This is a genomic window from Streptomyces sp. NPDC087845 (genome assembly GCF_044742755.1).
Lineage (GTDB): Bacteria > Actinomycetota > Actinomycetes > Streptomycetales > Streptomycetaceae > Streptomyces.
Genome location: NZ_JBIUVC010000001.1, coordinates 780,017 through 805,450, shown reverse-complemented (window position 1 = coordinate 805,450; position 25,434 = coordinate 780,017). Strand labels below are relative to the sequence as shown.

Genomic DNA, 25,434 nt, shown 5'->3' with positions numbered 1-25,434 from the left:
TCGTGCGGTGTCGTGCGATGTCGTGCGACGTCGTGCGGTGTCGTGCGGCCGCGTCCGGCCGCGTCCGGTCCCGTCCCGCCGACGGGGGCCGGGTGATTGACGTTAGGGCGGGACAAGGCATGCCACCAGCGACTAGATTGCATGTGAGCCATGCATGGGGGGAATGTGTTCGAGACCGACGCACTGCGTCTGCTGGTGACCGTGGCCGACACCGGATCGTTCACGCAGGCCGCGGCCCGTCTCGACTACACGCAGTCCGCGGTGTCCCGGCGTATCGCCTCGTTGGAGAAGCGGGCGGGCGGCCCGCTGTTCGACCGGCTCGCCAGGGGCGTGCGGCTGAACCCCGCCGGGCACGCGCTGCACCGCCATGCCGTGGAGGTGCTCGACCGTCTGGCGCGGGCGGAGCACGAGCTGACCGCGATCCGCGCGGGACACGGCGGAACGCTGCGCGTGGCGGCGTTCTCCACCGCCAACATCTCCCTGGTGCCCGCCGCTCTGCGCGCGTTCCTGCGGTCCAGGCCGGATGTCGAGGTCGTCGCGAGCGAGGGGCGCAGCGATGCGCTGATGCGGCGCCTCGCCGAGGGGGCGCTCGATCTCGCCGTGGTCAGCGACTACCCCTCGGGTCTCCCGTCGGCCGACGGTGTGACCACGGAGGCGCTGCTGGAGGACGAGTTGTTCGTCGTTCTCCCGCGCGAGCACCGCCTGGCCGGATCCGGGACGATCGACCTTCGTGAACTGCGCGACGAGGCCTGGCTCCAGGACGCGCCCGCCGACCGGCCGATGATGCTCACCGAGGTCTGCGCCAGGGCCGGCTTCCGGCCGAGGAAGATCGTCAGAATCGCGGAGTGGACCGGGAAGTTCGGCTATGTGGCGGCGGGGCTGGGCGTCGCACTGGTCCCCTCGCTGGCGGCCTGGGCGGTGCCGGCCGGACTCTCCCTCTGCCGGCTCGACGATCTCGCCCCACGCCGGACCGTATACGCGGCACTACCCGCCGCCCCGCTTCCGGCGGCACTCGAACTGCGGGACCTGCTCCACGAGGCCGCCGGCTGAACCGCGGCTTGTGGCGTGGTGCTTGCTGCCTGCGGCTTGCTGTTTGCCGCTCGCTGTTTGCTGCTTGCCGTTCGTCGCCGGTCGCCTGCTGCTTGTTGCCGGTCGCCCGCCGGTCGTTGCCTTCTGCTTGCCGCCCGCTGCTCGCCCCTCGCCCCTCGCCGCCCGCCGCTTACCGCCCGTCGCCCGCCGCGCCCGGCCGGGCCGCTGATTCGTGCCCGCTCACTCGCCCAGAGGCCCGAACCGCCCGAACACGCCCCGGTGGAACACCAGCGGACCGTCCCCGTCCGCTGCCCCCAGCGCCTCCACCCGGCCGACCACGATCAGATGGTCGCCGCCGGTGTGGACGGCCTGGATGCGGCAGTCGACCCAGGCCGGTACGGAGTCCAGCAGCGGCGACCCGGTCGCGGGAGCCGCCGCGTAGCCCACCCCCGCGAACTTGTCGGCCCCGCTCACCGCGAAGCTCCGGCACAGCGCGCCCTGGTCCGCGCCGAGGATGTTGACGCAGAAGGCCCCGGCGCGGGCGATGCGCGGCCAGGTCGTCGACGTACGGGCGACCATGAAGGTGACCAGCGGCGGGTCGAGGGAGAGCGACGCGAACGACTGGCAGGCGAAGCCCGCCGGCCCCTGCGCGTCGTCCGGGTCGTGTGCGGTGACGATGGTGACACCGCTCGCGAAGTGCCCCAGTACGCGCCGGAATTCGGCCGGATCGACGGGCAGCCGCTCATCGTCCGCGACGGCCCGCAGTTCCGGGCGCGGCAGCGGATCGACCGGCGCCGGCCCTCCGGTGGTGGCGGCGCCGACGGACCTGAGGTACCGGACGGCGGTGGCGGCCATGCCTGCGTGTCCCATCACGCCTTCCATTGAAACTGACGCTACGTCAGATAGGAAGGGGGCGGCGAGAGTTCCGGAGAGAAAGGGTGGCGACTCCGACGTCTGGCGGATCAGCGGCACGTCGGACCGGCTCGGACTCAACCGGGAGTACGGCGATCTCGGCTCACCGGGCTGGCACAGGCTCAGGCGGTGACCCGGCCCCCGAGTCCGCCCGAGCCGGGATCCGGGCGGCTGCCGGTGATCAGCTCCCGGCGGCGTACGTGACGAAGTCCGCCCATGCGTCCGGGGCTATGGCGAAGCGGGGACCCTGTGCGTTCTTCGAGTCGCGGACGTTGACCGTGTTGGGGGTGGTGGCGACCTCGACGCAGTCGTTGCCGTCGCTGCTGTCGCTGTAACTGCTCTTGAACCACTTCAGTTCGGGAGCGTCCTCGACGGAGGTCTTGCGAATCATGTCTCTCCCAGCGCTTGCTCGATGAAGGCCAGCGACTCCCGCGGAGTGAGAGCCCCGGCCCGGATGATGCCATGCCGCAGCTCAAGGACCCGGAGCTGCCGAGGATCAGAGACGGGGCGCCCGCCGTGCACGCCATCGGTACGCCCCACCCCAGAGCCGTCGTCGAACTTCAGCACCTGGATCTTTCCGCCTGTTCCGGGGTGGTCCCAGCGGCTGGTCGGCATTACCTGAATCTCGACGTTCCGCATCTGCCCCGCCTTCAGCAGGTGTTCAAGCTGCCGGCGTCGCACCATTGTCCCTCCGATCGGTCGGCGCAACGTCACTTCCTCCAGGACGAAACTGAGATCCGGTGCCGGTGACCGGTCGAAGATGGAACGGCGGGCCATACGTGCGGCCACCATGCGTTCCAGCTCATCCTGTGAGTAAGCGGGTCGGCGTGTCCTGAGCAGCGCCCGAGCGTGTTCCTCCGTTTGAAGGAGGCCGTGCAGGTTGTGGTCGCCGTACGACAGCAGCTCGACCGCCCGCGCCTCCATCCGCGCCAGATCCCGAATCTTCTTCGGGTACCGGACCTCGGCCACGTCCTTCTTCATCGCGGCGATGAGCCCGCCGGCCCCCAGCACCTCGTCCGCTCTGTCCAGATACTCCTGGCGCGGGATCCGTTTCCCGGCCTCGACCTTGTAGACCTGGTCCTCCCCGTACCCGATCGCGACGCCGAACTCGACCGCCCGCATGCCGGCCGCCTCCCGCCGCAGTTTCAACTGCCGCCCCACCGTGGCGACGACCGCCGCACCCGACTCGTCGTCCGGGTCGACGTCCCAACCGGGCTCGTCCGCCTCGCCCCCGGGCCGTTCCGTACTGCTCGTATCCACCCGCATTCCGCGCCACCTCCGACGTGCCGTCACCCTTGCGGCACCACATACCCGCACGCCTGCTCCGGACAGCCCGGACAGCTCCGGACAACCACCGGACAGTCACCGTACGCATCCGGCTGATCACTGGTCAGCGTAGGCGTGCCCGGCCACGCTGAGTGACGTGAAACAAGAAATCACCCTCCCCCAACCCCCCGCTGCCAGCCGCGCGTTCACCGTGTTGCTCTCGCCCACCCGCCGGGGAGCCAGGCTGGCCCGGCTGCTCACCACTGCGCATCTCGGCGAGTGGGGGATCCCCTCGGAGTCCGCCGCGCAGATCGTCGCCGAACTGGCGGTCAACGCCATGGTGCACGGCCGCGTACCGGGCAGGGACTTCCGGCTCGGCCTCGCGATCCACGACGACGGCGCGCTCCTGCGGATCGAGGTGAGCGACGCACGTGGCGAGCGCCTGCCGCCCGGTCCGGGCGGCACGGCCGTCCCGGATGACGACTGCGAGTCCGGACGCGGCCTGCTGATCGTCGAGGCGCTCGCCGACCGTTGGGGCGTCAACCCCGGTCCCGTCCCCCGCAAGACCGTCTGGGCCGAGCTCGACCTCGTACCGTGACCGCCGCCACCGGGTCGCGGACATCCGTGATCCGGTGGTCCGCGACGCGGCGCCGTGGGGCATCAAATGCCGTGAACATCTTGGGCGATGCCCCCTTCCTGGCCCACCCCATCTGTCGTCACCCACATGGGTGAGGTGGGCCAACTTAGCTGGAAATCAGGTTGGTTGTCCGGCATATGCTCACCGCGACGAACAAACCCCGGACATGCAAAGGTCCTCGGCCGGGACGGCAATTTCGACCGAGGGCCTGACAACATCTCCGCGCCCGACGTGACGCCCTGGTACCGGGGCGCCGCATGGCTGGAATGCGGGGCCGGGCCCGGACCCGCTGCCGTACAACACGCACCGATCATCGACCCTCCGCCCGAAGGGCTGCGCCGCCCCGTCGGCCTCCCGGCCCATCGGCTGACCACCCGGCTCCCACCAGTACCGCCGCCGTTCCGCGGCCCGGCCGATACCCCCCGCCCCGACCATTCGACAACCCAAGGAAATCCATATGGTCAGCTCGTCCCACGAGGCGATGCACCGCATCTTTCAGGAGTACCCGGGACTCTTCACCCGCGTCTCCGAGGTACTGGGAGTCGCGATCGGCCCACCTGCCTCGGCCACTGTCATGCCCACGGACCTCACCGAGAACCGGCCGCTCGAACGCCGTGTCGACACCCTGCTGCGCATCGACATGGCGGACGACCAGTCCTACCTCCTGGCGATCGAGGCCCAGGGCAAGAAGGACCCGGAGAAGCCGGCGAGCTGGATGTACTACCTGTCGTATCTCCAGGCGAAGTACAAACTGCCGCCCATGCTGCTGGTCGTCTGCCAGGACCGGGCCACCGCCGAGTGGGCAGCACGCCCGTTCGCGGTCGGCCACCCGCAATCGCCCGTGCTCACTCTGCAAGCCCTTGTCGCGGGCCCGCACAACATGCCGGTGATCACCGACGTGGCCGAGGCCCGCAAGGACCTGGCACTGGCCACGCTGGCGGCGATCACACACGCAGGCGATCCGGACATCGGTGCCATACTGAAAACGCTGTCGACCGCTCTGCGGGACGTACCGGAAACCATCGCCGACCCCATCGTCGAACTCACCGCACAGGGCCTGGGCAATCGTCCGGCCGCACAACAGTGGAGGAACCTGGTGGCCGTGGACCTTTCTTTCTACAAGTCAGCTCTTTCGGAAGAAATCCGGGACGAGGGCCGCGCGGAGGGCCTCGCGAGGAGCATCCTGCTTCTTCTTGGCCAGGCCGGTATTGAGGTGTCGGATGAGGTCCGCGAACGCATCACGGGCTGTTCCGATCTCGATACGTTGACCCGTTGGCTTCTGAGGGCTCCCGCTGCCAGGTCCGTCGAGGACGTGTTCACCGAGAAGTAGGTGGGCTGCGGCCGGGCCGCCGGGGGACTTCACCTCATTGGTGGACTCCGGCCGCACAACAGTGGAGGAACCTGGTGGCCGTGGACCTTTCTTTCTACAAGTCAGCTCTTTCGGAAGAAATCCGGGACGAGGGCCGCGCGGAGGGCCGTACCGAGGGCCGCGCTGAGGGCCTCGCGAGGAGCATCCTGCTTCTTCTTGGCCAGGCCGGTATTGAGGTGTCGGATGAGGTCCGCGAACGCATCACGGGCTGTTCCGATCTCGATACGTTGACCCGTTGGCTTCTGAGGGCTCCCGCTGCCAGGTCCGTCGAGGACGTGTTCACCGAGAAGTAGGTGGGCTGCGGCCGGGCCGCCGGGGGACTTCACCCCATCGGCGGACCCCGGCCGCACAACGGTGGGGGAACCCCGTGGCCCGTTGGCTCGGGCGGTTCACTCCGTGACGGCGGTCGACGCCCTCGTCACCGGAGACCTCACAGCCCCCGGTACTTCGGCGTCCGCCGCTCGACGAAGCTTGCCACACCCTCGCCCGCGTCCTGCGTCGTCATATTGATCTCCTGAGCCATTGCTTCCGCCGCGAAGGCCGTCGCCCGGTCGGACTCCTGGGACGCGTTCACCAGCTGCTTGGTGAGGGCGATCGCCCGGGTCGGGCCGTCGGCCAGCCGCCGTGCCCACGCCCCGGCCGTTTCCGCCAGTTGCTCGGCCGGGACGACCCGGTTGACCAGCCCCAGCCGCTCCGCCTCCGCCGCCGGGAGCGAGTCGCCGAAGAACATCAGCTCCTTGGTGCGCTGCGGGCCGATCAGGCGTGGCAGCAGGTACGCGCCGCCGCCGTCGGGTACGAGACCGCGGCGTACGAACACCTCGATGAACTTCGCCGAGTCCGCGGCCAGCACGAGATCGCAGGCGAACGCGAGGTGGGCGCCGATGCCGGCCGCCGTGCCGTTGACGGCCGCGATCACCGGTTTTTCGCAGTCCAGGACCGCGGCGATCAGCCGCTGCGCGCCGAGCCGGATCGTCCGGGCGACGTCGCCCGGCACCCGGTCGCCGGTCGCGGGGGCCCCGCGCAGGTCGGCGCCCGCGCAGAAGCCGCGGCCGGTGGCGGTGAGGACGACGGCCCGGACCGCCGGGTCGGCGGAGGCCCCGGCGAGCAGGGCGATGACGCGCTCCCGCTGGTCCCAGGTGACGGCGTTCATCGCTTCGGGGCGGTTGAGCGTGATCCAGGAGACGCCGTTGTCAGTGGCGTGGAGTACCAATGAGTCGAGCGGGTCGGTGGGCCCGGCGGTGTCTTCGGGGGAGGACGGCATGAGGCAGCTCCTGAGTGGGTGGCGGGTCGGGCGGCGGGGCCGGTCAGCGGCAGACGGCGAGCGCGTCCAGCGCCACCGCGCCCTGCCCCCGCCCCAGCACCATCAGTGGATTGATGTCCAGCTCGGCGAGGTCGTCACCCAGTTCCAGCGCCATCCGCTGCACCCGCAGCACGACCTCCACGAGCGCGTCCACATCCACCGGCGGGCCGCCGCGTACGCCCTCCAGCAGGGCTCTGCCGCGCAGTTCGCCGAGCATCGACCGCGCCTGGTCCTCGCCGAACGGCGGCACCCGCACCGCCGCGTCGTGCAGCACCTCGACCAGCACCCCACCGAGCCCGACCGTCACCGTCGGTCCGAACAAGGCGTCCTGCGTGACGCCGACCATCATCTCGACGCCCCGCTCGACCATCTGGCAGACCAGGATCCCGTCCAGTTCGACGCCCTCGTACCGCGCGATGTCGGTCAGTTCGCGGTACGTGTCCCGCACCTGGCTGGCGGAAGTGAGCCCGACCTTGACCAGGCCGAGTTCGGTCTTGTGGGCGAGCCGGGCGCCCGACGCCTTCATGACGACCGGGTAGCCGACCAGCCCCGCGGCCCGGACGGCCGCCGCCGCGCTGGTCACCAGTTGCTCGCGCGGAACGCGGATTCCGTACGCCCGCAGCAACTGCTTCGCCGCGTGCTCGCTCAGCTGCTGGCCCGGGCGCATCAGTGCCTGCGCCTTGCGGAACGAGGGCGACGGCGTGCGCGGTGCCTCGTCGAAGGGGGAGCGGTAGGAGGCGGTGAACCGGTGGTGGTCCAGATAGGCCTTCACGGCGGTGATGCAGTTGCCGAAGGTGCGGAAGGTGGCGACGCGGGACGAGCCGAGCAGCGTCGTACGGTACGCGTCCTCCGTACCGACGGGCGAGCCCCACACCACGCACACCAGCTTGTCCGTGGCCTCCGCCGCGTCCGCCAGGTCCTGCGCGAGCCTGTCGCTCATCGGGGGGAAGGGGCCGGTGATCGGACAGATCAGCACGCCGACGGAGGGGTCGGCGAGGATCGCGTCGATGATCTTCCGGCCGCGCCAGTCGCCGACCGGATGGCCGCCGTTGTCGACCGGGTTCGCCACGTTCAGATAGCCGGGAATCCACTCGTGCAGCTCGCGCTGCTTCTCCTCGGACAGGGTGGGAAGCGGCAGTCCGGCACCGGTCGCCAGGTCCGAGAAGTGCGCGCCCGTGCCGCCCGAGATCGAATACACGACGACCCCCTCGGCGAGGGGCCTGCGCGCCCGCGCCAGCAAAGCCGCGGTGTCCTGGAGTTCGTCGAGCCCGTCCACCCGGATCACCCCGAACTGCCGCATCGCCGCGTCCACCACCTGGTCGGCGCCGGTCAGCTTGCCGGTGTGTGACGCGGCCGTCCTGGCCCCCGCCTCCGTACGTCCCACTTTGACCGCCACCACCGGAACCCCGGCCCGCGCCGCCCGGTCCGCGGCGAGCAGAAAGGAGCGCCCGTCCTTGAGCCCCTCCACGTAGCAGGCAATGGCCCCGACCTCGGGGCGCTGCGAGAAGTACGAGATGAAGTCGGCGGTCTCCAGATCCGCCTCGTTGCCCGTGGGTGCCCAGTGCGAGAGCCGCACGCCCAGCTCCTGAAGGGCGTAGACGGGGCGGCCCTGATGACCGGACTGGGTGATCAGCGCGATCGCCGGCCCGTCCAGATCGTCCCGGAACCTCTCGAAGGCGTTGAGGTTGGTGTTCGGCCCGAGCAGCCGCAGCCCCGACCGTTCCACCGCCGCGGCCAGCCGCGCCTGGGCGGCAGCGCCCGCCTCGCCGGTCTCGGCGAACCCGGAGGCGAAGGCGACGGCGAACTTCACCTTGGCCTGCCCGAGCTCCTCGATCACCGGGAGCGGATCGCCGACCAGCAGCACCGCCAGATCGACCTGCTCCGGCAGGTCCGCGACGGAAGGAGAACAGGCCCGCCCGAACACGGACTCCCGGCTGGGATGCACGGGATGCAGCCGCGCCCCGACCCGCTCGGCCCAGCCGATCAGCTGCCGGGTGATCCCGGTATTGGGCCGCCCCTCGGCATCGGACGCGCCGATGACGGCCACGGACTCGGGCCGGAAGAACCGGTCCAGGTCCGGCACGGGTGCGTGCAGCGGGCGGCCGCTGACATCGAGATCGCCCTCCGTGGCGGCGGCCGCCATGCTGTGGACGATGGCATACGGCTCTTCGCCGCAGGCCACCACCCTGGCGCGGAAGTCGGTGGTGAGGGTGCCGTGAGTCGATCCAAGCATCGTTCCGCCCACTCCTGCTCGAAGTCCGTCGGGTGATCGTGACCGGCCAGCATGAAGCTGACGCTCTGTCAGGTTACTGAACTGACGCTCCGTCAGGAATGGCTGTGCAGGCAAAGGCTGGGCCGGGAGGCCGGACATCCATCCCGGACTCCGGGACATGGCTGATGGGCGGGGCGCCGGTACAGGCTTCTCGTGAGGCACAGGGAGCGCAGAACGCTCGTACGGGCCGTACCCGTGGCCGGGGCCGGGGCGTCGGTGTAGGCGAACGGGGCCGGCTCCCGTACGGTCGCGGCCTCACCGACCGCACCCGGCGCGCGGCGCGATCACCGTTGCCGCTTCCGTCCCCGTTGCCGCTCCCGTCCCCGCCGGCGCTTCCGTCCCTGCTGGCGCTCCCGTCCCGTTGCTGCTCCCGTCCCCGCCGGCGCCTTCCGGGACGATCCAGCCCGCACCGCGCAGTGGCATGCGCAGGGTCGGGTACGCGTCGTCCGTGAACCTCGGTGACCACGGCGGATGCGGATACAGCACCGGCCGGCCGAAGGGGTGCCTTGCCCTGCACGCCGCGCGACAACTCGTCGAACACGGCCATGCGTCAACGGCACGCAGGCGGCGGCGGATTCGCTGTCGCGAGCGCCGTACAACCTCGGGGCGATCTTGAACGTCCAACGAACGGGCCGGAGTTACCGGCCGCCGTTCGCCTTCATCGGCCCATCACTGGGGGAATTCATGAGACCTGCTTCCACCCGGCGCACCGCGCGCCTGAGAGCCTGTGCCGTCGTGGCCGTCGGACTCCTGGCCGCCGGACTCGCGGCTCCCGCGTCCGCCGACGAGCAGTCCGACCAGCTCTGGATCCAGGCGCCCGCCGAGCAGAACCTGCAGGTCGGCGGCAGCGGCGACGGTGAGTCGCAGAGCCGTCCGCTGGACGTCGGGCTCTACCACGACAACGACAACTTCACCGTCACGGACGGCCGGCTCTCGGTCGACATCTCCGGTGTCACCGGAGTGGCCGAGGTGACCTGGCCCGACAACTGCGCACCGAGTGGAACGACCGCCGTGTGCAGCGTTCCCGCAGTGCCGGTCATCGGCGGCGACTACAGCCCGCAGGTCCGGCTCACGCTCCGCGCAGCCGACGGTGCCGCGGCCGGGGCCCATGGGCGCATCACCTACGCCGCCGTGGCCACCGGCGGCCCTTCGGGCACCCTGGAGGCCCCGCTCGACTCGTTCGACACCATGGTCACCGTGGCCTCGGGGCCGGACCTGTCCCTCGGGGGGATCGCCCCCGTGACGGGCGCGCAGCCGGGCAGCGAGCAGACCGTTCCCTTCGTGCTGACGAACAACGGCGGTGAGCGGTCCGAGGGCTTCACCGCCACCCTCTCCGCTTCCTACGGACTCGACTTCGTCACCCGGTACCCCGAGTGCACCTACCGGACGACCGGTGGCGACTACGCCCCCATGACCCACGCCACCTGCACCTTCGACCAGGTGCTGGAGCCGGGGGACACCTACACGCTGCCCGAGCCGATGCGGGTGGCCCTCGCCTCGCACGCGCTCGCCGAGCGCCTCGACATCAGCGTCGAGCCCGGCAACGGCGCCACCGACCTGGCGCACGAGGACAACTACGCCATCGCCGCCCTGACCGCGGTGAACACCGCCGACTTCGTGGTGGAGGGCGCCCGTGTCACCGGCGGGGCCGGTGAGACCGTCACCGCCGAACTCGGCTTCCGCAACAACGGACCGGCCTGGCTCGGCAACCTCGGCTCCGGTGACCCCGTCGCGAACGTCGACTTCACCGTCCCCGAGGGCGTCACCGTCACCTCCGCGCCCGAGGCCTGCGAGCCGCGCACCCTGAGCGGCGGCTACTACCCGCGACCGACGGGCGCGCCCCGGTACGTCTGCTCCCTGCCGTACTGGACGCTGCCGGACACGGCGCGGTCGTTCCCGTTCCAGCTGCGCGTCGACCGGGTCGTCGCCGACGCCACCGGCCGGGTCGTACTCACCTCCGGCGGCCCCGGGGGCACGTCCTTCCCGTTCGACCCGAAGCCCGAGAACAACACGGCGAAGGTCGTGGTGAACGCCACGCCCGAGGCGTGACGGACGCTTCACGGAACAGTGCGGGGCGCGGCCGGTCCTTCCCGGCCGCGCCCCGCGTGTGTGTGGCCCCCAGCAGTTCTGCGGACGCCGCGGTGCCGTGGAACGCTGCTTCAACTGCTTCAACTGCTTCAACTGCTTCAACTGCTTCAACTGCTTCAACCGAAGCCGGCGTTGCTCTCGCATCACTCCGCACGTGGGCATGACGTGTTGACGGCACCCCCGGGCAGCAGTCGCTCCCCGAGCAGCACCGCGCAGGCCCCGACGGTCAGCAGCCCGCCCGCGAGGAAGGTGCCCCGTACGTCGGCGAGCGGCAGGACCAGGCCCCCGAGCGCGGCGCCCGCCGCGATACCCGCGTTGTAGGCACCGGAGTTGGCGGCGAGTGCGATGTCCGTGCGACCCGGTGCACAACGCAGCATCTCGTTCTGGGTGGCCATGAACACCGGGCCGAGTGCACCGCCCATCAGCGCCAGGAACACCACCGCCGCCACCGGATCGGCACCGACCGCGTACAGGCCGAGCATGCCCACCGCCTGCGTGGCTACGGCAACGGCCAGCATGAGGTGCGGGAAGCGGTCCAGCAGCACGCCGGTGATGCTCACCCCGACCAGACACGCGACACCGAAAGCCACGAACAGGGCGCTGACCGTGCTCCGGGGGAACCCGCTCACGTCGCCCAGGAATTTCACGATGTACGTGTAGCCCGCGAACGCCCCGGTGGCGGACAGGGTCCCGACCGCCAGCACGGTCCTGAACCGGCGGCTGTCGGGATCGGTTCCGTACGCGGCGCGCCCTTCTTCCGGACGCGAGGTCGGCAGCAGGACGGCGATCGTCACGAGGGAGACGAGCCCCAGACCGGCCGGCACCGCGATCGGCACTGGCCAGTGGCTCTGCTGGCCCAGCCAGGTCCCGGCGGGAACACCCAGCACGAGGGCGAGCGAACCGGCGACGGACAGCGCCCCGACCACACGCCCGCGGACCTCGGGTGCGAACAGGCCCACCGCGACCGGCCCCATCACGGCCCAGAACAGTGCCTGGGAGAGTGCGGTCAGCAGCCGCGCCGCGAGCAGCAGCCAGTAGGAGGTGGCCAGCGCCGCGACCAGACTGGACGCGATGAGCGCGGCCAGCAGTCCCGTGAGCACGTGACGTCGGGGCATGGCCCGCGTGACGTGGGCCAGCGGCACGGACGCCACGGCGACCGTCACGCCGTAACCGGTGACCAGGTAGCCGACCGCCGACAGGGACACCCGCAGGTCCTCGGAGATGAGTTCCAGGAGGCCGATCGGCAGGTTCTCCGCGGTGTTGAAGGTGAAGGCGGCCAGCATCAGGGCCACGAGCACCGCCAGCCTGTGCCAGGGAGCCGGTTGTGCCGTGACCAGTTGTGCCGTCACAACACGGCCTCTTCCTGTCCTCGCCCTCACGAGTCCTCGCCCCCACGAGCCGTCCGCCCCGACCGTGCCGCGTTCAACGTACACACGATCGCCGGTGCGGGGCGGTCGCCGTGCGCCCGGACCCCGTACGGTCCTCGCCCGGTCCCTGCCCGGTCCCTGCCCGGTCCTCGCCCGAACCCCGCCCGGTCCTCGCCCGAACCCCGTACGGTCCTCGCCCGCGGTCCCCGCCCGGTCCTCGCCCGGTCCCCGCCCGGTCCCCGTACGGACCTCGGCCGGTCAGCCCGTGCGCGCCAGTCTCTTGGCGATCTTCCGTGCGTCCAGGGCCATTTCGCGGAACATGCCGCTGATCGGGTTGGTGAACCCGGTGAAGTACAGGCCGGGTGCCTGTTTGGGGGTGCGGCCGCCGTGCACCACCGGCCTGCCCCGGGCGTCCAGTACGCCGAGGTGGCCGACCAGGCCCTCCAGGGCCCGCCGGTAGCCGGTTGCCGCGATCACCGCGTCCGGGGTGATCCGTTCCCCGTCGGCCAGCACCACCGCGTTCTCGTCGAACGACTCGACAGCGGCCACCGGCACCACCCGGCCGCTCTTCACCGCGTCGATCAGCCCCACGTCCTGCACCGGAATGGCACCCTCCCTGACCCGTGAGTAGAGGCCGGTGTCCGGACGCGGGAGCCCCTGCGCGGCGAGGTCGGGCACGGCGATCCGGGCCATCAGGCCCCCGGCCCGGTCGACCAGCCAAACCGGCAGCCTGCGTACCAGGATGCCGGTCGCCTGTGCGGGCCAGCCTGCCGTCGAGCGGCGCACGATGTGCGGCACGGTGCGCACGGCGACCCGTACCCGGGACGCCCCGCCCTCCACCAGATCGACGGCGATCTCCGCGCCCGTGTTGCCGATGCCGACGACGAGGATGTCCTTGCCCGCGTACGGGGCGGGGTTGCGGTAGCCGGAGGCGTGCACGAGGTCGCCGGTGAAGGTGTCGCGCCCGGACCAGTCGGGGGTGTGCGGGGTGTGGTTGTGGCCGGTGGCGACGACGACGGCCCGGCCGGTCAGCATCCGGCCGCCGGTCGCGGTCAGCTGCCAGCCCGTGCCGTCGGGGGCCCGGTCGATCCGGGACACCTCGACACCCGTCACCACTTCCAACTCGTGGTGCTCGGCGTACTTCTCCAGATAGCGCACCACATCGTCCCTGGCCACCCAGCGTCCGAACCGGCGCGGCATCGCGAGCCCCGGCAGCGCGGACCGGCGCCGGGTCGTGTGGAGGTGCAGCCGGTCGTAGTGGCGGCGCCAGGAGGCCCCCACGTTCCCGGACTTCTCCAGTACGACCGCCCGTACCCCTTGTTCGCGCAGGGCCGCGGCGGCGGCGAGACCGCCGGGGCCGCCGCCGATCACGTACACGGGCCGGCCCTCGGTGAGGTCGGTGGGGGCCGGGGCGGTGCTGCCGGCGGTCAGTGCGCTGTCAGGCATGGTCCGGAGCGTAATCGCGCAGTTACTTGATGGGTCTCGGTCAAGATGGGAATCGATTGCGAATTGATCACGGGTGCGCGCTTCCCGGGCGCCTCTCTCGTGCACGACTCTTGCGGCAGCCTTTCCCATCAGGTGAACTGACGTACCGTCAGATGTTGGTTCCAGTGAGCGGGAGACCCATGCAGACGATCTGGCTCGGCGGCGCCGAGTGGCTCGCCGTCCTCCGGATAGGCCTCGGCCTGTGGTGGCTGGAGAGCTGGCGGCACAAGGACAAGAAGGCTTGGTTCGAGCGCGGTACGGGCATCGCCTGGGCCGCCGACGTCGCGGGCAAGCACCGGTGGGCAGCTGTGCGCACGGGCTTCCGGCGGATCGTCGCCCCACGCCCCAAGGCCATGGCCCACCTCGTCGTGTACGCCGAACTCGCCCTGGGGCTCGGCCTGATCACCGGATTCCTCACCCCCGTCGCGCTCGTCGCCGGACTCCTGCTCAACCTCCTCTATCTCGTGCTGATGATCCACGACTGGGCCGAGCAGGGGCAGAACGCGATGATGGCGCTCATCTCGCTCGTCGCGCTGTTCGCGATGTCCTGGCAGACCTGGTCCCTCGACGACGCGATCGGACTCTTCCTGTGACCACGGCAGCCGTACGCTTCGACCTCCCCGAGCCCGACGCCTTCACCCGCCCCTACTGGGACGCCGCAGCCCGGGGGCAGTTGCTGCTGCGCCGCTGCGGCGCCTGCGGGCGCGCCCACCACTACCCCCGCGAGTTCTGCCCGCACTGCTGGAGCGAGGACGTCGCCTGGGAGCGGGCGAGCGGGGACGCCACGCTGTACACCTGGTCCGTCGTCCACCGCAACGACCTGCCGCCGTTCGGCGCCCGCGTTCCGTACACCGCCGCCGTCGTCGACCTGGCCGAGGGGCCGCGGATGATGACGGAGATCGTGGAGTGCGCGGAGTCGGCCCTGGCGATCGGTATGCGGCTCCGGGTCGCCTTCCGGCAGGAGGCGGGCCAGGAGGTGGGCCGGGGGACGGATCAGGAGATGGGCCGGGAGGCGGTCCCGGTCTTCCGGCCCTGGTCCTCCGGCCCCGGCTGATCCGCTACAGCCCCGGCGCCCCCCACACCGGGAACCACCGGGCCAGATCCTTCTCCATCCGGAGGTCGTCCCCGAGCACCGCCCTGACCTGCAACTCCAGCTGGTTGTCCCGCTTCTCGAGACTGCCCGGCACCGGCGCGAACGGATAGAAAGTGCCGCGCTTGTAGAGGTAGACCAGGGCCAGTGGACGGTCCCGCGCGTCCCGGAACCCGAGCAGGGAGCAGAGCAGCTGCGGCCCGAAGCCACCGTCCTGGAGCAGGGTGTTGACCGCGTGCAGGTCGTTGACCAGGGAGGCCGTGTCCTCGGTCGGCCGGCGGGCGAGCAGCCAGGTGTAGCCGTACGTGTCCTGGCTGAACTCCACCGGGATGCCGCCCCGGCCGGTGTCGGCGTCCAGCAGTTCGCGTACGTCCTGCTGGATGCGGGCGAAGGTGCCGCCCTCGACGCCCGCGAAGCAGACCGAGCCGAGGCCGGTGGGGGCGAAGCCGGCGCCCGCTTCGAGGGTCAGGGCGGCGGAGGGCACGGCGAAGAGCTGGTCGAGGTCGGGGCGGACCGGTTTGCTGCGGCCCAGGATGGTGTCGAGGAGACCCATGGACGTTCCTTACGGACGGGCGAGGTCGGCCCTTACGGACGGGCGAGGTCGGCGGAGATGCGGGCCAGCTGGTCGAGGCGCTGTTCGAGGGTCGGGTGGGAGGAGAGCAGTCGGCTGAGGCTCTCCTTGGAGGAGAACGCGGGGGCGAAGTAGAAGGCGTTGTACGGCTCCGCCTTGCGCAGGTCCTCGGTCGGGATGCGGGCCATCTGGCCGGTCACCTTCGTGAGGGCGGAGGCGAGCGCCGAGGGGCGGCCGGTGAGCAGGGCGGCGGCGCGGTCGGCGGAGAGCTCGCGGTAGCGCGAGAGCAGCCGGGTGAGCAGGAAGCTGAGGCAGTACACGACCGCGCTGGCCAGCGGGATCAGCATGATCGCGATGCCTATGGGGTCATTGCTCCTGCTGTTGCGGGAGAGGCCGCCCCACAGGGCGACGCGGGTGATGATGCCGGCGAGCACGCCGAGGAACGACGCGATCGTCATGACGGCCACATCGCGGTGCGCGACGTGCGACATCTCGTGCGCGAGCACGCCCTCCAGCTCCTCCGGCTCCAGCCTGCGGAGGAGACCGGTGGTGGCGCAGACGAGGGCGCTCTTCTCGCCCCGGCCCGTGGCGAAGGCGTTCGGCACATCGCTCTGGGCGATCGCCACCCGCGGCTTGGGCATGTTGGCCAGTGCGCAGATCCGGTCGACGGTGCCGTGCAGTTCCGGCGCCTCCTCGGGGGTCACCTCCCGGGCGCCCATGCTGAAGGCCGCGATGCGGTCGCTGAACCAGAACTGCGCGATGAACATGCCGCCGACGAGGATCAGAATGATCGGCCAGGCGCCGCGCAGTACCGCGAGCAGCACGCCGATCAGGACCACGTACAGCAGACCGATCAGGAACATGGTGGTCACCATGCGCGTGGTCAGACCGCGGTCCGCGGCGTAACGGGAAGGGGTTCGGCTCATCGGTGCCTCCAGCCCTCGTCAGGACCTGTCTCTTCGCCTGTCTCTCCACCTGTCTCCCATAGTGCCCCTTCACTGTTGAAACCGAATAAGACCCGACAGATCGGTTGATGCCGAGGCCTGTGCTCGCCGCCCCTCCTGCTGCTGCCGGGGCGATTCCCGTGTTCTGCGGGGAGGGGCGGCTCCCGCGCCCTACGGCCAGAGCAGCTCCCGTGTCCAGTCCGCGCCGTCCCGGCGGTAGCGCAGCCGTACGTGCCTGCGTCGCGCGTCGCCCTGGAAGAACTCGACCTCCCGCGGCTCGACCACGTACCGCGTCCAGCTCGCGACCTCCGCGTCCGGTTCGGCCCGCGCCCGTTCCCAGGCGGCGTCGGCGGTCCGGGCCAGTTCCTCCCGGGAGCCGAGGACCTCGCTCTGCGAACCGGTCAGCGCCGATGCCAGTGCTCCGGTCGAGCGGGCGTGCAGATCGGCCAGGCTCTCCGCCCGGCTCGTCTCGGCGACCGGCCCCCGTACCCGTACCTGGCGGCCCTGCACCGGCCAGTAGAAGCCCAGGGCGGCGTGCGGGTGGGCGGCGAGCTGGCGGCCCTTCGCGCTGGTGCGGTGCGTGGCGAAGTGCCAGCCGCGCTCGTCCGCGTCGTGCAGCATCAGCGTCCGCACATCGGGCCGGCCCTCGGCGTCGACGCTGGCCAGCGACATCGTGTGCGGCTCGGCCTGCCCGGCGGCCACGGCCTCGGCGAACCAGGCGTGGAAGAGGGGAAGCGGGGTGGAGGGGGCGGTGGCCGGGTCGAACGAGGGAAGGTCCACGTCCCAGACGCGCTGGGCGTGGAGCAGGTCCAGGAAGCTCTGCCGCGTACCGGTCCCCGGTGCGCCGGGGGCCGCTGCGTCGGTTCTCTGTACTCCGGTTTCCTGTACTCCGGCCCTCTGCTGTGCTCCCGTCCTCTGCTGCTCTCCGGTTCTCTGCTGCTTTCCGGTCCTCTGCGCATCACTCATGGACCCATTGCAGCGCATGGGCCCCCGCCCGGCCCTCGCCACCCCCGCCCCGCCCGAGCCTGGGCCCTCGCCCCGTCCCGTCCGGGTCCTCGCCCCGTCCCGTCCGGGTCCTCATCCCCCCGTTCGGGCCTTTCCCCGTCCGGCCCGTCATCCCCGCCCCAGCACCACCGTCCCCGAGGAGCAGAACCAGCCGCCCGTCCCCGATGCCACCGCCAGCTCCGGCAGCCGGCCGCCGGCCTTGCGCACCTGGCGCCCGCCCGCCTCACCGCGCAGCTGTCGCACCGCCTCCACCAGCAGGAACAGCCCGCGCATCCCGGGGTGGCAGGCGGACAGGCCCCCGCCGTCCGTGTTGACCGGCAGCTCGCCCGTCAGGCCGGTCCGGCCCTTCTCCACGAACGCGCCGCCCTCGCCCTTCGCGCAGAAGCCCAGGTCCTCCAGGGTCACCAGCGTCATGTAGGTGAACGCGTCGTAGATCTCGGCGAGGTCGATGTCCGCCGGCCGCACCCCGGCCCGTTCGAACGCCAGCCGGCCGGAGACCGCCGCGGGGGAGACCGTGAAGTCGTCCCACTCGGACATCGTGGAGTGCGAGACGTGCTCACCGGCACCGAGGATCCACACCGGTTCCTTCGCCGTGTCCGGTACGTACTCCTCGGCGGCCAGCAGCACCGCGCAGCCGCCGTCGCTGCGGATGCAGCAGTGCAGCTTGGTGAACGGGTCCGCGATCATCGGCCCCGACAGCACGTCGTCCACGGTGATCGGGTCACGGAACATCGCGTCCGGGTTGGCCGCCGCGTTCGCCCGCGCCTGGACCGCCACCTCGGCGAGCTGCTCCAGGGTCGTCCCGTACTCGTGCATATGGCGGCGGGCGGCCATCGCGTACTTGGCGATCAGCGAGTGCCCGTACGGCACCTCGAACTGGAGCGGCCCGCGCGCCCCGAAGGAGAGGTTGGACGTCCGGCGGCCCGCCTTGATGTCCGCCCGTGCCGTCGACCCGTACACCAGCAGTACGGCATTGGCGTGACCCGCCGCGATGGCGTCCGCCGCATGGGCCGCCATCACCTCCCAGGTCGAGCCGCCGACCGCGGTGGAATCGACCCAGGTGGGTTTCAGCCCCAGATATTCGGCGACCTCGACCGGGGCGAGCGTGCCGAGCCCGGCGGAGGCGAAGCCGTCGACGACGGACCGGTCCAGGCCCGAATCGGCCAGTGCCCGGCGGGCGGCCTGCGCGTGCAGGGCGTACGGCGTGGCCTCGTCGACGCGTCCGCAGTCGGCGAGGGATATGCCGACGACAGCGACCTTGCGGTGGGAAGAAGGCATGAATCTGACGGTACATCAGATGTGCGCGGAGCGGACCGCCGAGTGGGCTGTCGAGTACCCCGCCGGGCCGGTCGTCGGGTGGGCCGTCGAGTGCGCCGCCGGGCGGACCGCCGGGTGGCGGTCGGGTGGTGGCCGGGTGGACCGTCGGGTAGTGGCCGGCGGCTGCCCGGGTGCGCGGCTCTGGGCATCTCGAAGATTCACCCCTAACATGACGGACCGTCAGATCAGAGGCCGAAGGTCCCTGAGGAGAAGGAGCCCGACGATGGATGCCGCCTTCACCGCGGAACAGGACGAGATCCGCCGCACCGTGCGCGAACTGCTCGCCAAACGCAGCGGCCCCGGCGACGTCCGGAGCGCCGTACGGACCGCCGACGGGTACGACGCGGCCCTGTGGCGGCAGCTCGCCCAGGACCTCGGGCTGCCCGGCCTCGCGCTCCCGGAGGAGTACGGAGGCGTCGGCTGCGGCCTCGCCGAGCTCGCCGTCGCGTGTGAGGAGACCGGCCGCGCCCTGCTGCCGTCGCCCCTGATCGCCACCGCCGCGCTCGCCGCGCCCCTGATCGCCGCACTCGGCACCGAGGCCCAGCGCACCGCCCTGCTGCCGCGTGTCGCCACCGGCGGGCTGACCGCGACGCTGGCCGTCCCCGGCGGCTCGCTCACCACCGCGCTCGGCCTCACCGGTGACCCCACCGGCGGCGCCTGGGCGGGTGGTGGACGGGCGGGCGGTGTGCAGGCGAGGCCGGTCGGCGGCGGGGAGGGCTGGCGGCTGTACGGGGAGGCCGCCCAGGTCCTCGACGGGCACAGTGCAGGGCTTCTCCTGGTCGCGGCCCACACCGGCGGCTTCCCGCGCAGCCGTACGCTCCTCTTCCTGGTCCGCCCGGACACGGCGGCCGGAGTCGTCCGCACCCGCCGGACCTCGCTGGACGAGACCCGCCCGCTGGCCCGCGTGGAACTCCGTGACACCGAGGCCGAGCTCCTCGGCGCGGACGACACCGCGGACGTGACCGGCGCCCTCGTCCCGGCCGGGCGCGGGGCCGCCGTCCTGCTCGCGGCGGAGGCGGTGGGGGCGGCGGCGAGCGCACTGGAGCGGACCGTCGAATACGTCAAGGCGCGCGAACAGTTCGGCCGGGCGATCGGTTCCTTCCAGGCCGTGAAGCACCGCCTCGCGGATCTGTACGTACGGGTGCAGGCGGCCCGCTCCGCGACGTACTACGCGGCCTGGGACCCGGCCACCGCCGCGGGCCTCGCCCTCGCCCAGGCCCTGGAGGCGCTGCGTATCACCGCCGCCGAGGCCGTCCAGCTGCACGGCGGCATCGGCTTCACCTGGGAACACGAGGCGCATCTGTACTTCAAGCGGGCCGCCGCCGACGAACTGCTCTTCGGCCCCGTCCACCGGCTCCGCGACCATGCGGCGCAACGGGCCGGGCTCTTCGCCGCCCCCGGACCGGCTGCCACCTGCCCGGCCGCCCCGGGACCGGCCGCCTCCGGACCGGCCGGGCAGGTGGCGGTCTGATGGCGCCCGGCGTCCGGCTGATCCAGAAGGTCTCCTCGACCCGCACGTTCGCGAGGATCGCCCCGCATGTCGTGCCCGCCATGGACCGTACGGTGCACCGCCTCACCCGCGGCAAGGTGCTGCTCAGCGCCCGGATGCTCCCCGGGCTGATCCTGACGGTGCCGGGCGCGAGGAGCGGGCAGCCCAGGACCACTCCGCTGGCCTGCATGCCGGAGAGCGGGGCGGAGAGCGGAAAGGGGAGCGGGGAGGGCAGCGGGGCGGTGCGGAGCTGGATTCTGGTGGGCAGCAACTTCGGCCGGACGGGGCACCCGGCCTGGACCGCGAATCTGCTGGCCGGTCCCGACAAGGCCGTCGTCAACTGGCAGGGCCGGGACATTCCGGTGCGCGCCACGCTGCTGACGGGCGCGGAACGGGATGCGGTGTGGCGGACGGCGTTGACGTTCTGGCCGCCCTACGCGACGTACCAGGCGCGGGTCGAGCGTGAGATCCGGCTCTTCAGGCTGGAGCGGCGGGACGGTGCCGCGAGCTGACGGCCCGGACGCCGGGCGGGAACGGCCCGTGGAGGCGGTGGTGCGGGCGGGCGGTGCGCGCAAGGACGGTGCACGGGTGGTGCGGGCGGGCGGTGCGCGCAAGGACGGTGCGCGGTGCGCGGGTGGTGCGGGCGGGCGGTGCGCGCAAAGACGGTGCACGGTGTGTGAAAACCGTCGGTGGGAGCCGCCGTCGGGGCGATCCCGGAATGGTCCGGGTGCACCGACGGCGGACCACATGCGTGGTCCGCCGTCGGTGAGACAGGACCTGGGGCGCCCGGAATGGCCGCGCGGTGCCCAGTGCGGGGAAGGGGCCCGGTGCGGCCTTACTTCGTCGGCTTCTTGCCGGTGATGCCCAGATGCACCAACAGTGCGAGATTCGGCCTCAGTTCGGCCTGCTTGACGCCCCAGGTCGTAAAGCCCTTCTGGTGCGAGGCGACCGCGGCCAGCATCGCGACCAGCGAGCCCGCCATCGCGGCGGCGCTCACGTCCTTGTCGACCTTGCCCTTGGCCTGGAGCTCCTTCACCGAATCCGTAAGGGAGTTGGTGACCGAGTTCAGGATCTTCATGCGGATCTTGTAGAACCGCTTGTCGCCCTCGGCCGCCCCGAGGTCGACCACGCGCAGGATCGCGTCATGATGTCGCCAGAAGTCGAGGAATCCCTCGACGAGTTCTTCGGCGGTCTGCCAGCCGGCCTTGCCGACCCAGGAGCGGCCTGCGACCAGTTCGGTCAACCCGGCCCCCTCCTTGGCCATTTCTTCGGCGATTTCGAGGACGGCGCCCTCGACGTCGGGGAAGTATTGGTAGAAGGTCGCGGGTGAAGTCCCCGCCTTCCGGGCGACGTCGATGACTTTGACGTCCCGGTACGGCGAGGAACTGAGCATCTCGCTGAGGCAGTCGAGCAGCTTCTGCCGCGTCGCCTGTCCGCGTCGACCGGCCACGCGGCCGTCGACGGTGCGCACTTGTCCTGTCATGCCGTCAGCTTACCGAGGGGGGATCGGAGCGCGATTCGGCCGACTGCAAATGGGGAGCGCCGCAGACGGGGCAGGGGGAGTGGCCGGATATCGACGCATGCGGCCCACAGGGCAATAAGTCTTATCAACAGCCTGTGGATAACTTCGGTGGATAACTTTCCGTGACGCCGCGGGCAAGGAACTCCTCTATCGAAAATTAGTTCGATGTGGAGGGGTCGGGGCGCGGCCCATGCCACCGCCGGTTACGTTTGCTGTGACGAGCGTCACCAGCCACGAACGGTGAACCACCGCGTACGACCGCGACGGAAGGACCCGGGCCCATGGCCGCATTCGCGCAATCCGCGCCGTGCTGGGTGGATGTGCAGCTTCCCGACCTCGAAGCGGGCAAGCGTTTCTACGGTGAGCTGTTCGGCTGGACCTTCCGGGCCGGCGACGGTCCGTACGCGGACGCCCTCAGCGACGGGAAGCTCGTCGCCGCACTCGCCGCCAAGCAGGACGGCCGTATGCCCACCGCCTGGGGCGTCTACTTCGCCACCGACGACATCGCCGCGTCCGTCGCCCGTATCAGGGAGGCGGGCGGTCAGGTGATCACCGACCCCGTCCGGGCCGGCCGGGCCGGAGTGCTCGCCCAGGCGGCCGACCCCGGCGGTGCGGTCTTCGGGCTCTGGCAGGCCGGTGACCGCGAGGGCTTCCAGAAGCAGAACGAACCGGGTTCCTTCTGCTGGACCGAGGTCCACACCCGGGAGAAGGACCGCGTCGACGCCTTCTACGAGGAGGTCTTCGGCTTCCAGGGCACCGATCTCGGTGCCTCGGGCGCCTCGGGCGCTTCCGAAGCCGGCGCTTCCGAAGCCGGTGCGGCTGAAGCTGGTGCGACCGCAGCCGGTGCCGCCGAGTCCGGCGCGGAAGGTGCGGACGAATCCGGGGTCGACTTCCGGATGTGGTCCCCGGCCGGCACCGAACCGGGACCGGACACCGCGATCGGCGGGCGCAGCGTCATCACCGACGCCTTCCCGGCCGAGATGCCCAGCTACTTCCTGAGCTACTTCGCCGTCGAGGACTGCAACACCACCGCCGGACACGCCGTACGCCTCGGCGGCCGCATCTCCGCGCCGCCGTTCGACATCCCGTACGGGCGGATGGCGGTCCTCCAGGACGATCAGGGTGCCGTGTTCGCCGTACTTCAGCCCCCTGTGTCCGGGAAGACGACAGAGTGAGCTATGACACCCCGGTCCGCCCCCGGGTTCGCAACCAGAGCCTCAGCCAGGAACAATCGGGGTGCGCACCGCCGGGTGGTGCCCAGTGGTGAGACGCCGTACAGGGCGGGTTTTCGCGGGCTTCTGTTCCTGAGGCCCGTACGGGGAGGTGGCAGGGCAAGTGGTGGAGCAGCTGACGCAGCACGACCCGAGACGGATCGGCCCGTTCGAGGTGCTGGGACGGCTCGGGGCCGGTGGCATGGGGCTGGTCTATCTCGCCCGCTCGGCTTCGGGCCGACGGGTGGCGATCAAGACGGTCCGTACGGAGCTCGCCGAGGACCAGCTGTTCCGGGTCCGCTTCACGCGCGAGGTGGAGGCCGCCCGGGCCGTCAGCGGCTTCTATACGGCCGCGGTGGTGGACGCCGACCCCCGGGCCGCCGTGCCGTGGCTGGCCACCGCCTATGTGCCCGCCCCTTCGCTCGAAGAGATAGTGAACGAGTGCGGCCCCATGCCGGCCCAGGCGGTGCGCTGGCTGGCCGCCGGTATCGCCGAGGCGCTCCAGTCGATCCACGGCGCGGGACTCGTCCACCGCGACATGAAGCCGTCGAACGTGCTCGTCGTCGAGGACGGCCCGCGGGTGATCGACTTCGGGATCGCGTCCGGGGTCTCCAACACCCGGCTGACCATGACGAACGTCGCCGTCGGCACGCCCGCCTACATGTCGCCCGAACAGGCGCGGGACTCGCGCAGCGTCACCGGCGCCAGCGATGTCTTCTCGCTCGGCTCGACGCTGGTCTTCGCCGCCACCGGGCACGCGCCCTTCCACGGCGTCAACCCCGTCGAGACGGTCTTCATGCTGCTGCGCGAGGGGCCCGACCTGGAGGGCCTGCCCGACGAGCTGCGGCCGCTGATCGAGTCCTGCATGCAGATGGACGCCGGGCTGCGGCCCACCCCCGCCGATCTCCAGGCCCAGCTCGCCCCGCACCTCTTCGCCTCCGGCGGCGACGACAGCGGTACGGCCTCGGCCTGGCTGCCGACCTCGGCGACCGCGATGATCGAGCAGCGCCGCGGCGGAGGCCGCAAGGCCGCGGCTCCCGCGCCCGCACCGGCCCCGTTGCCGCCGCCGCCCCAGCAACCGCCCGGAACCGGCCGGGACACCGCCTGGCGCAGCGGCACCGACCCGCGCCCCCCGGCCGCCGCGCCGGCACACCTGCCCGACGGGGGCGGCCCGGTGCGGCTGCCCGGGGCGAAGGTGCCGATCGGTCCCGGCCCGCGCGCCCACGACGCACGGGCCACCGGCACGGCCACCGCGGACGCCGGCCCCGCGACCGGCTGGGTCCGCCCGCCCGCCGGGGTGAACGGCACGGCCCCCGCCGCGCCGCCCGCCCCGCTGCCCGGCCCCGCGCACGCCCCCGAGGCCGCACCCCCGGCCCCCGACCGCTGGCGGCCCTGGCGGTTCCGGATGTCCAACGACGTCTGGGGGACGCCCGTCGTCGCCGGAGACCTCCTCTACGTCACGTCGTTCGAGGTCCATGCCCTGGACATCGGCAACGGACGGCGCCAGTTCAAGACCCGGGACGTGGCCTGGGTGATGGCCGTCGAGGACGGTCGCATCCACGCCTCCGACGGGCCGTCGCTGTACGCCCTGGACGCGGCGACCGGCGCCGAGCGGTGGCGGCTGCAGACCGACGCCTGGGTGTACTCCCTCAAGGCCGACCGCGGCACCGTCGTCACCGGAACCCGGGGCGGCGGCGTTCAGGCGTGGGAGGCGTCCACGGGCGAGAAGCTGTGGGAGAGCGGCGGCGTACAGACCGACTTCGAGACGCCGGAGGCCGGGCCCGTCATCCACGACGGCACGGTCTACCTCTGGCAGGACGCCCGGCTGCGTGCCGTCGACGCCCGCACCGGCGTCGAGCGCTGGTCGTACCCCATCGGCGACGCGGCCTCCTGCGGCGGTGTGCCGGTCCGGGTGACCTCGGCGGCGGACGGCTTCGTGTACGTCGGCGCGGGAGCCCGGGTCCTGGCCGTCGACGCCGTGTCCGGCCATGTCCGCTGGCACTTCGAGTCGCCCGCGGTCTTCCTCTCCCCGCCCACGTTCGTGCCGGGGCCCGCCGTCACCGGCGGCGGCGTGTACCTGGCCGACTACCTCGGCACGGTGTACGCGATCGACGCCGCGACCGGCAAGGACCGCTGGCGCATCGCCACGGAGGCCCGGCAGTCGATCGAACCGGTCCTGGTGGCGGGCGGGAACGTCCATGTCGGCAGCGGCAGCGCGCTGTACACGCTCGACGCGGTCACCGGCACCCCGAAGTGGCGGTTCGCGGCGGGCGGCGAGGTGGTGGGGGCCCCGGTGGTCGCCGACGGCCGGGTCCATTTCGGCTCCGCCGACCACGTCCTCTACACCCTGGACGCGGTGGGTGGCCAACTCCGCTGGAAGCTGGCGACCGGCGGCGAGATCACGGGCTCGCCGGTGGCCCGGGGCGGTGTCGTGTACGCGTGCAGCAAGGACCGCTGCGTGTACGCGCTGGACGCGCTGAAGGGAACGGGCACGGGCAACCGCCCCCGGGCATAGGGCCTCGCCCCCATCGAGCATCGAGCATCAAGCCCGTCCGGCGTC

23 protein-coding genes and 1 pseudogene are annotated in these 25,434 nt (G+C 71.7%); 11 read left to right on the top strand and 13 right to left on the bottom strand.

What is annotated here, in order from left to right; translation table 11 throughout:
• Nucleotides 1-165 precede the first annotated feature (165 nt).
• The gene (locus ACIOMQ_RS03690; RefSeq protein WP_362195575.1) at nucleotides 166-1,050 is read left to right on the top strand and encodes a LysR family transcriptional regulator; all 885 of its coding nucleotides are present in this window, start codon (nucleotides 166-168) and stop codon (nucleotides 1,048-1,050) included.
• A gap of 219 nt (nucleotides 1,051-1,269) precedes the next feature.
• On the opposite strand, the gene ACIOMQ_RS03685 is transcribed toward ACIOMQ_RS03690, so the two are convergent.
• The 3 genes from ACIOMQ_RS03685 to ACIOMQ_RS03675 all read right to left on the bottom strand — a co-directional run bounded on the left by ACIOMQ_RS03685 (nucleotide 1,270) and on the right by ACIOMQ_RS03675 (nucleotide 3,207).
• Nucleotides 1,270-1,884 (bottom strand): flavin reductase family protein, encoded by a 615-nt coding sequence (locus ACIOMQ_RS03685; RefSeq protein WP_362196048.1) that lies wholly within the window; start codon nucleotides 1,882-1,884, stop codon nucleotides 1,270-1,272.
• 238 nt (nucleotides 1,885-2,122) lie between these two features.
• On the bottom strand, nucleotides 2,123-2,332 hold the full coding sequence (locus tag ACIOMQ_RS03680; protein WP_401263109.1) for a DUF397 domain-containing protein: 210 nt from the start codon (nucleotides 2,330-2,332) through the stop codon (nucleotides 2,123-2,125).
• Nucleotides 2,329-3,207, bottom strand: coding sequence for a helix-turn-helix transcriptional regulator (locus tag ACIOMQ_RS03675; RefSeq protein ID WP_402187742.1), 879 nt, complete (start codon nucleotides 3,205-3,207; stop codon nucleotides 2,329-2,331). Before ACIOMQ_RS03675 ends, ACIOMQ_RS03680 begins: the two co-directional genes overlap by 4 nt.
• A 157-nt stretch (nucleotides 3,208-3,364) precedes the next feature.
• Here ACIOMQ_RS03675 and ACIOMQ_RS03670 point away from each other — a divergent pair, with 157 nt between their 5' ends.
• From ACIOMQ_RS03670 to ACIOMQ_RS03660, 3 genes are all read left to right on the top strand, one after another.
• A complete protein-coding gene (locus tag ACIOMQ_RS03670; protein WP_362195587.1) occupies nucleotides 3,365-3,805 on the top strand; it encodes an ATP-binding protein in 441 nt (146 codons plus the stop codon).
• Between the two features lie 496 nt (nucleotides 3,806-4,301).
• Entirely contained in the window at nucleotides 4,302-5,174 is an 873-nt protein-coding gene (locus tag ACIOMQ_RS03665) for a hypothetical protein (RefSeq protein ID WP_401263112.1), read from the top strand.
• A gap of 80 nt (nucleotides 5,175-5,254) precedes the next feature.
• Nucleotides 5,255-5,506: a hypothetical protein gene (locus ACIOMQ_RS03660; protein ID WP_402187739.1), complete on the top strand. Its 252-nt coding sequence runs from the start codon at nucleotides 5,255-5,257 to the stop codon at nucleotides 5,504-5,506.
• A gap of 137 nt (nucleotides 5,507-5,643) precedes the next feature.
• Here the strand turns inward: ACIOMQ_RS03660 and ACIOMQ_RS03655 are convergent, their stop codons facing one another.
• The 3 genes and pseudogenes from ACIOMQ_RS03655 to ACIOMQ_RS03645 all read right to left on the bottom strand — a co-directional run.
• Nucleotides 5,644-6,474: an enoyl-CoA hydratase/isomerase family protein gene (locus ACIOMQ_RS03655; protein WP_401263115.1), complete on the bottom strand. Its 831-nt coding sequence runs from the start codon at nucleotides 6,472-6,474 to the stop codon at nucleotides 5,644-5,646.
• A gap of 43 nt (nucleotides 6,475-6,517) precedes the next feature.
• Nucleotides 6,518-8,746: an acetate--CoA ligase family protein gene (locus tag ACIOMQ_RS03650; protein ID WP_362195599.1), complete on the bottom strand. Its 2,229-nt coding sequence runs from the start codon at nucleotides 8,744-8,746 to the stop codon at nucleotides 6,518-6,520.
• Between the two features lie 200 nt (nucleotides 8,747-8,946).
• Nucleotides 8,947-9,332 (bottom strand): annotated as a pseudogene (locus tag ACIOMQ_RS03645) (hypothetical protein); the annotation flags it as partial.
• Between the two features lie 137 nt (nucleotides 9,333-9,469).
• Between ACIOMQ_RS03645 and ACIOMQ_RS03640 the strand changes: the two are divergent.
• Complete coding sequence (locus tag ACIOMQ_RS03640; RefSeq protein ID WP_402187737.1) at nucleotides 9,470-10,834, top strand: hypothetical protein; 1,365 nt, start codon at nucleotides 9,470-9,472, stop codon at nucleotides 10,832-10,834.
• A 182-nt stretch (nucleotides 10,835-11,016) separates the two neighbouring features.
• Here the strand turns inward: ACIOMQ_RS03640 and ACIOMQ_RS03635 are convergent, their stop codons facing one another.
• Together ACIOMQ_RS03635 and ACIOMQ_RS03630 are read right to left on the bottom strand one after the other, a co-directional pair.
• Complete coding sequence (locus ACIOMQ_RS03635; protein ID WP_402187935.1) at nucleotides 11,017-12,156, bottom strand: MFS transporter; 1,140 nt, start codon at nucleotides 12,154-12,156, stop codon at nucleotides 11,017-11,019.
• A 342-nt stretch (nucleotides 12,157-12,498) separates the two neighbouring features.
• A complete protein-coding gene (locus ACIOMQ_RS03630; RefSeq protein ID WP_401263119.1) occupies nucleotides 12,499-13,686 on the bottom strand; it encodes a flavin-containing monooxygenase in 1,188 nt (395 codons plus the stop codon).
• 179 nt (nucleotides 13,687-13,865) lie between these two features.
• Between ACIOMQ_RS03630 and ACIOMQ_RS03625 the strand changes: the two genes are divergently transcribed.
• The gene (locus tag ACIOMQ_RS03625) at nucleotides 13,866-14,318 is read left to right on the top strand and encodes a DoxX family protein (RefSeq protein WP_362195608.1); all 453 of its coding nucleotides are present in this window, start codon (nucleotides 13,866-13,868) and stop codon (nucleotides 14,316-14,318) included.
• The gene (locus tag ACIOMQ_RS03620) at nucleotides 14,315-14,779 is read left to right on the top strand and encodes a Zn-ribbon domain-containing OB-fold protein (protein WP_401937064.1); all 465 of its coding nucleotides are present in this window, start codon (nucleotides 14,315-14,317) and stop codon (nucleotides 14,777-14,779) included. Before ACIOMQ_RS03625 ends, ACIOMQ_RS03620 begins: the two co-directional genes overlap by 4 nt.
• A gap of 4 nt (nucleotides 14,780-14,783) precedes the next feature.
• Here the strand turns inward: ACIOMQ_RS03620 and ACIOMQ_RS03615 are convergent, their stop codons facing one another.
• From ACIOMQ_RS03615 to ACIOMQ_RS03600, 4 genes are all read right to left on the bottom strand, one after another.
• Nucleotides 14,784-15,368: a hypothetical protein gene (locus ACIOMQ_RS03615; RefSeq protein WP_362195614.1), complete on the bottom strand. Its 585-nt coding sequence runs from the start codon at nucleotides 15,366-15,368 to the stop codon at nucleotides 14,784-14,786.
• A 32-nt stretch (nucleotides 15,369-15,400) separates the two neighbouring features.
• On the bottom strand, nucleotides 15,401-16,312 hold the full coding sequence (gene htpX / locus ACIOMQ_RS03610; RefSeq protein WP_362195617.1) for a zinc metalloprotease HtpX: 912 nt from the start codon (nucleotides 16,310-16,312) through the stop codon (nucleotides 15,401-15,403).
• Nucleotides 16,313-16,501: 189 nt separating this feature from the next.
• Nucleotides 16,502-17,296: a pyridoxal 5'-phosphate synthase gene (locus ACIOMQ_RS03605; RefSeq protein ID WP_401753661.1), complete on the bottom strand. Its 795-nt coding sequence runs from the start codon at nucleotides 17,294-17,296 to the stop codon at nucleotides 16,502-16,504.
• Between the two features lie 147 nt (nucleotides 17,297-17,443).
• The gene (locus ACIOMQ_RS03600; protein ID WP_401937068.1) at nucleotides 17,444-18,613 is read right to left on the bottom strand and encodes a thiolase C-terminal domain-containing protein; all 1,170 of its coding nucleotides are present in this window, start codon (nucleotides 18,611-18,613) and stop codon (nucleotides 17,444-17,446) included.
• Nucleotides 18,614-18,875: 262 nt separating this feature from the next.
• Between ACIOMQ_RS03600 and ACIOMQ_RS03595 the strand changes: the two genes are divergently transcribed.
• Entirely contained in the window at nucleotides 18,876-20,123 is a 1,248-nt protein-coding gene (locus ACIOMQ_RS03595; protein WP_362195626.1) for an acyl-CoA dehydrogenase family protein, read from the top strand.
• Nucleotides 20,123-20,653: a nitroreductase family deazaflavin-dependent oxidoreductase gene (locus ACIOMQ_RS03590; protein ID WP_401263124.1), complete on the top strand. Its 531-nt coding sequence runs from the start codon at nucleotides 20,123-20,125 to the stop codon at nucleotides 20,651-20,653. Before ACIOMQ_RS03595 ends, ACIOMQ_RS03590 begins: the two co-directional genes overlap by 1 nt.
• A 323-nt stretch (nucleotides 20,654-20,976) precedes the next feature.
• Here the strand turns inward: ACIOMQ_RS03590 and ACIOMQ_RS03585 are convergent, their stop codons facing one another.
• Nucleotides 20,977-21,624: a TetR family transcriptional regulator gene (locus ACIOMQ_RS03585; RefSeq protein ID WP_362195632.1), complete on the bottom strand. Its 648-nt coding sequence runs from the start codon at nucleotides 21,622-21,624 to the stop codon at nucleotides 20,977-20,979.
• Nucleotides 21,625-21,944: 320 nt separating this feature from the next.
• Between ACIOMQ_RS03585 and ACIOMQ_RS03580 the strand changes: the two genes are divergently transcribed.
• Both ACIOMQ_RS03580 and ACIOMQ_RS03575 read left to right on the top strand, forming a co-directional pair.
• Complete coding sequence (locus tag ACIOMQ_RS03580) at nucleotides 21,945-22,838, top strand: VOC family protein (protein ID WP_402187734.1); 894 nt, start codon at nucleotides 21,945-21,947, stop codon at nucleotides 22,836-22,838.
• 160 nt (nucleotides 22,839-22,998) lie between these two features.
• Nucleotides 22,999-25,389, top strand: a complete 2,391-nt coding sequence (locus ACIOMQ_RS03575; protein ID WP_362195639.1) for a serine/threonine-protein kinase — start codon at nucleotides 22,999-23,001, stop codon at nucleotides 25,387-25,389.
• The last annotated feature ends 45 nt before the right edge of the window (nucleotides 25,390-25,434 follow it).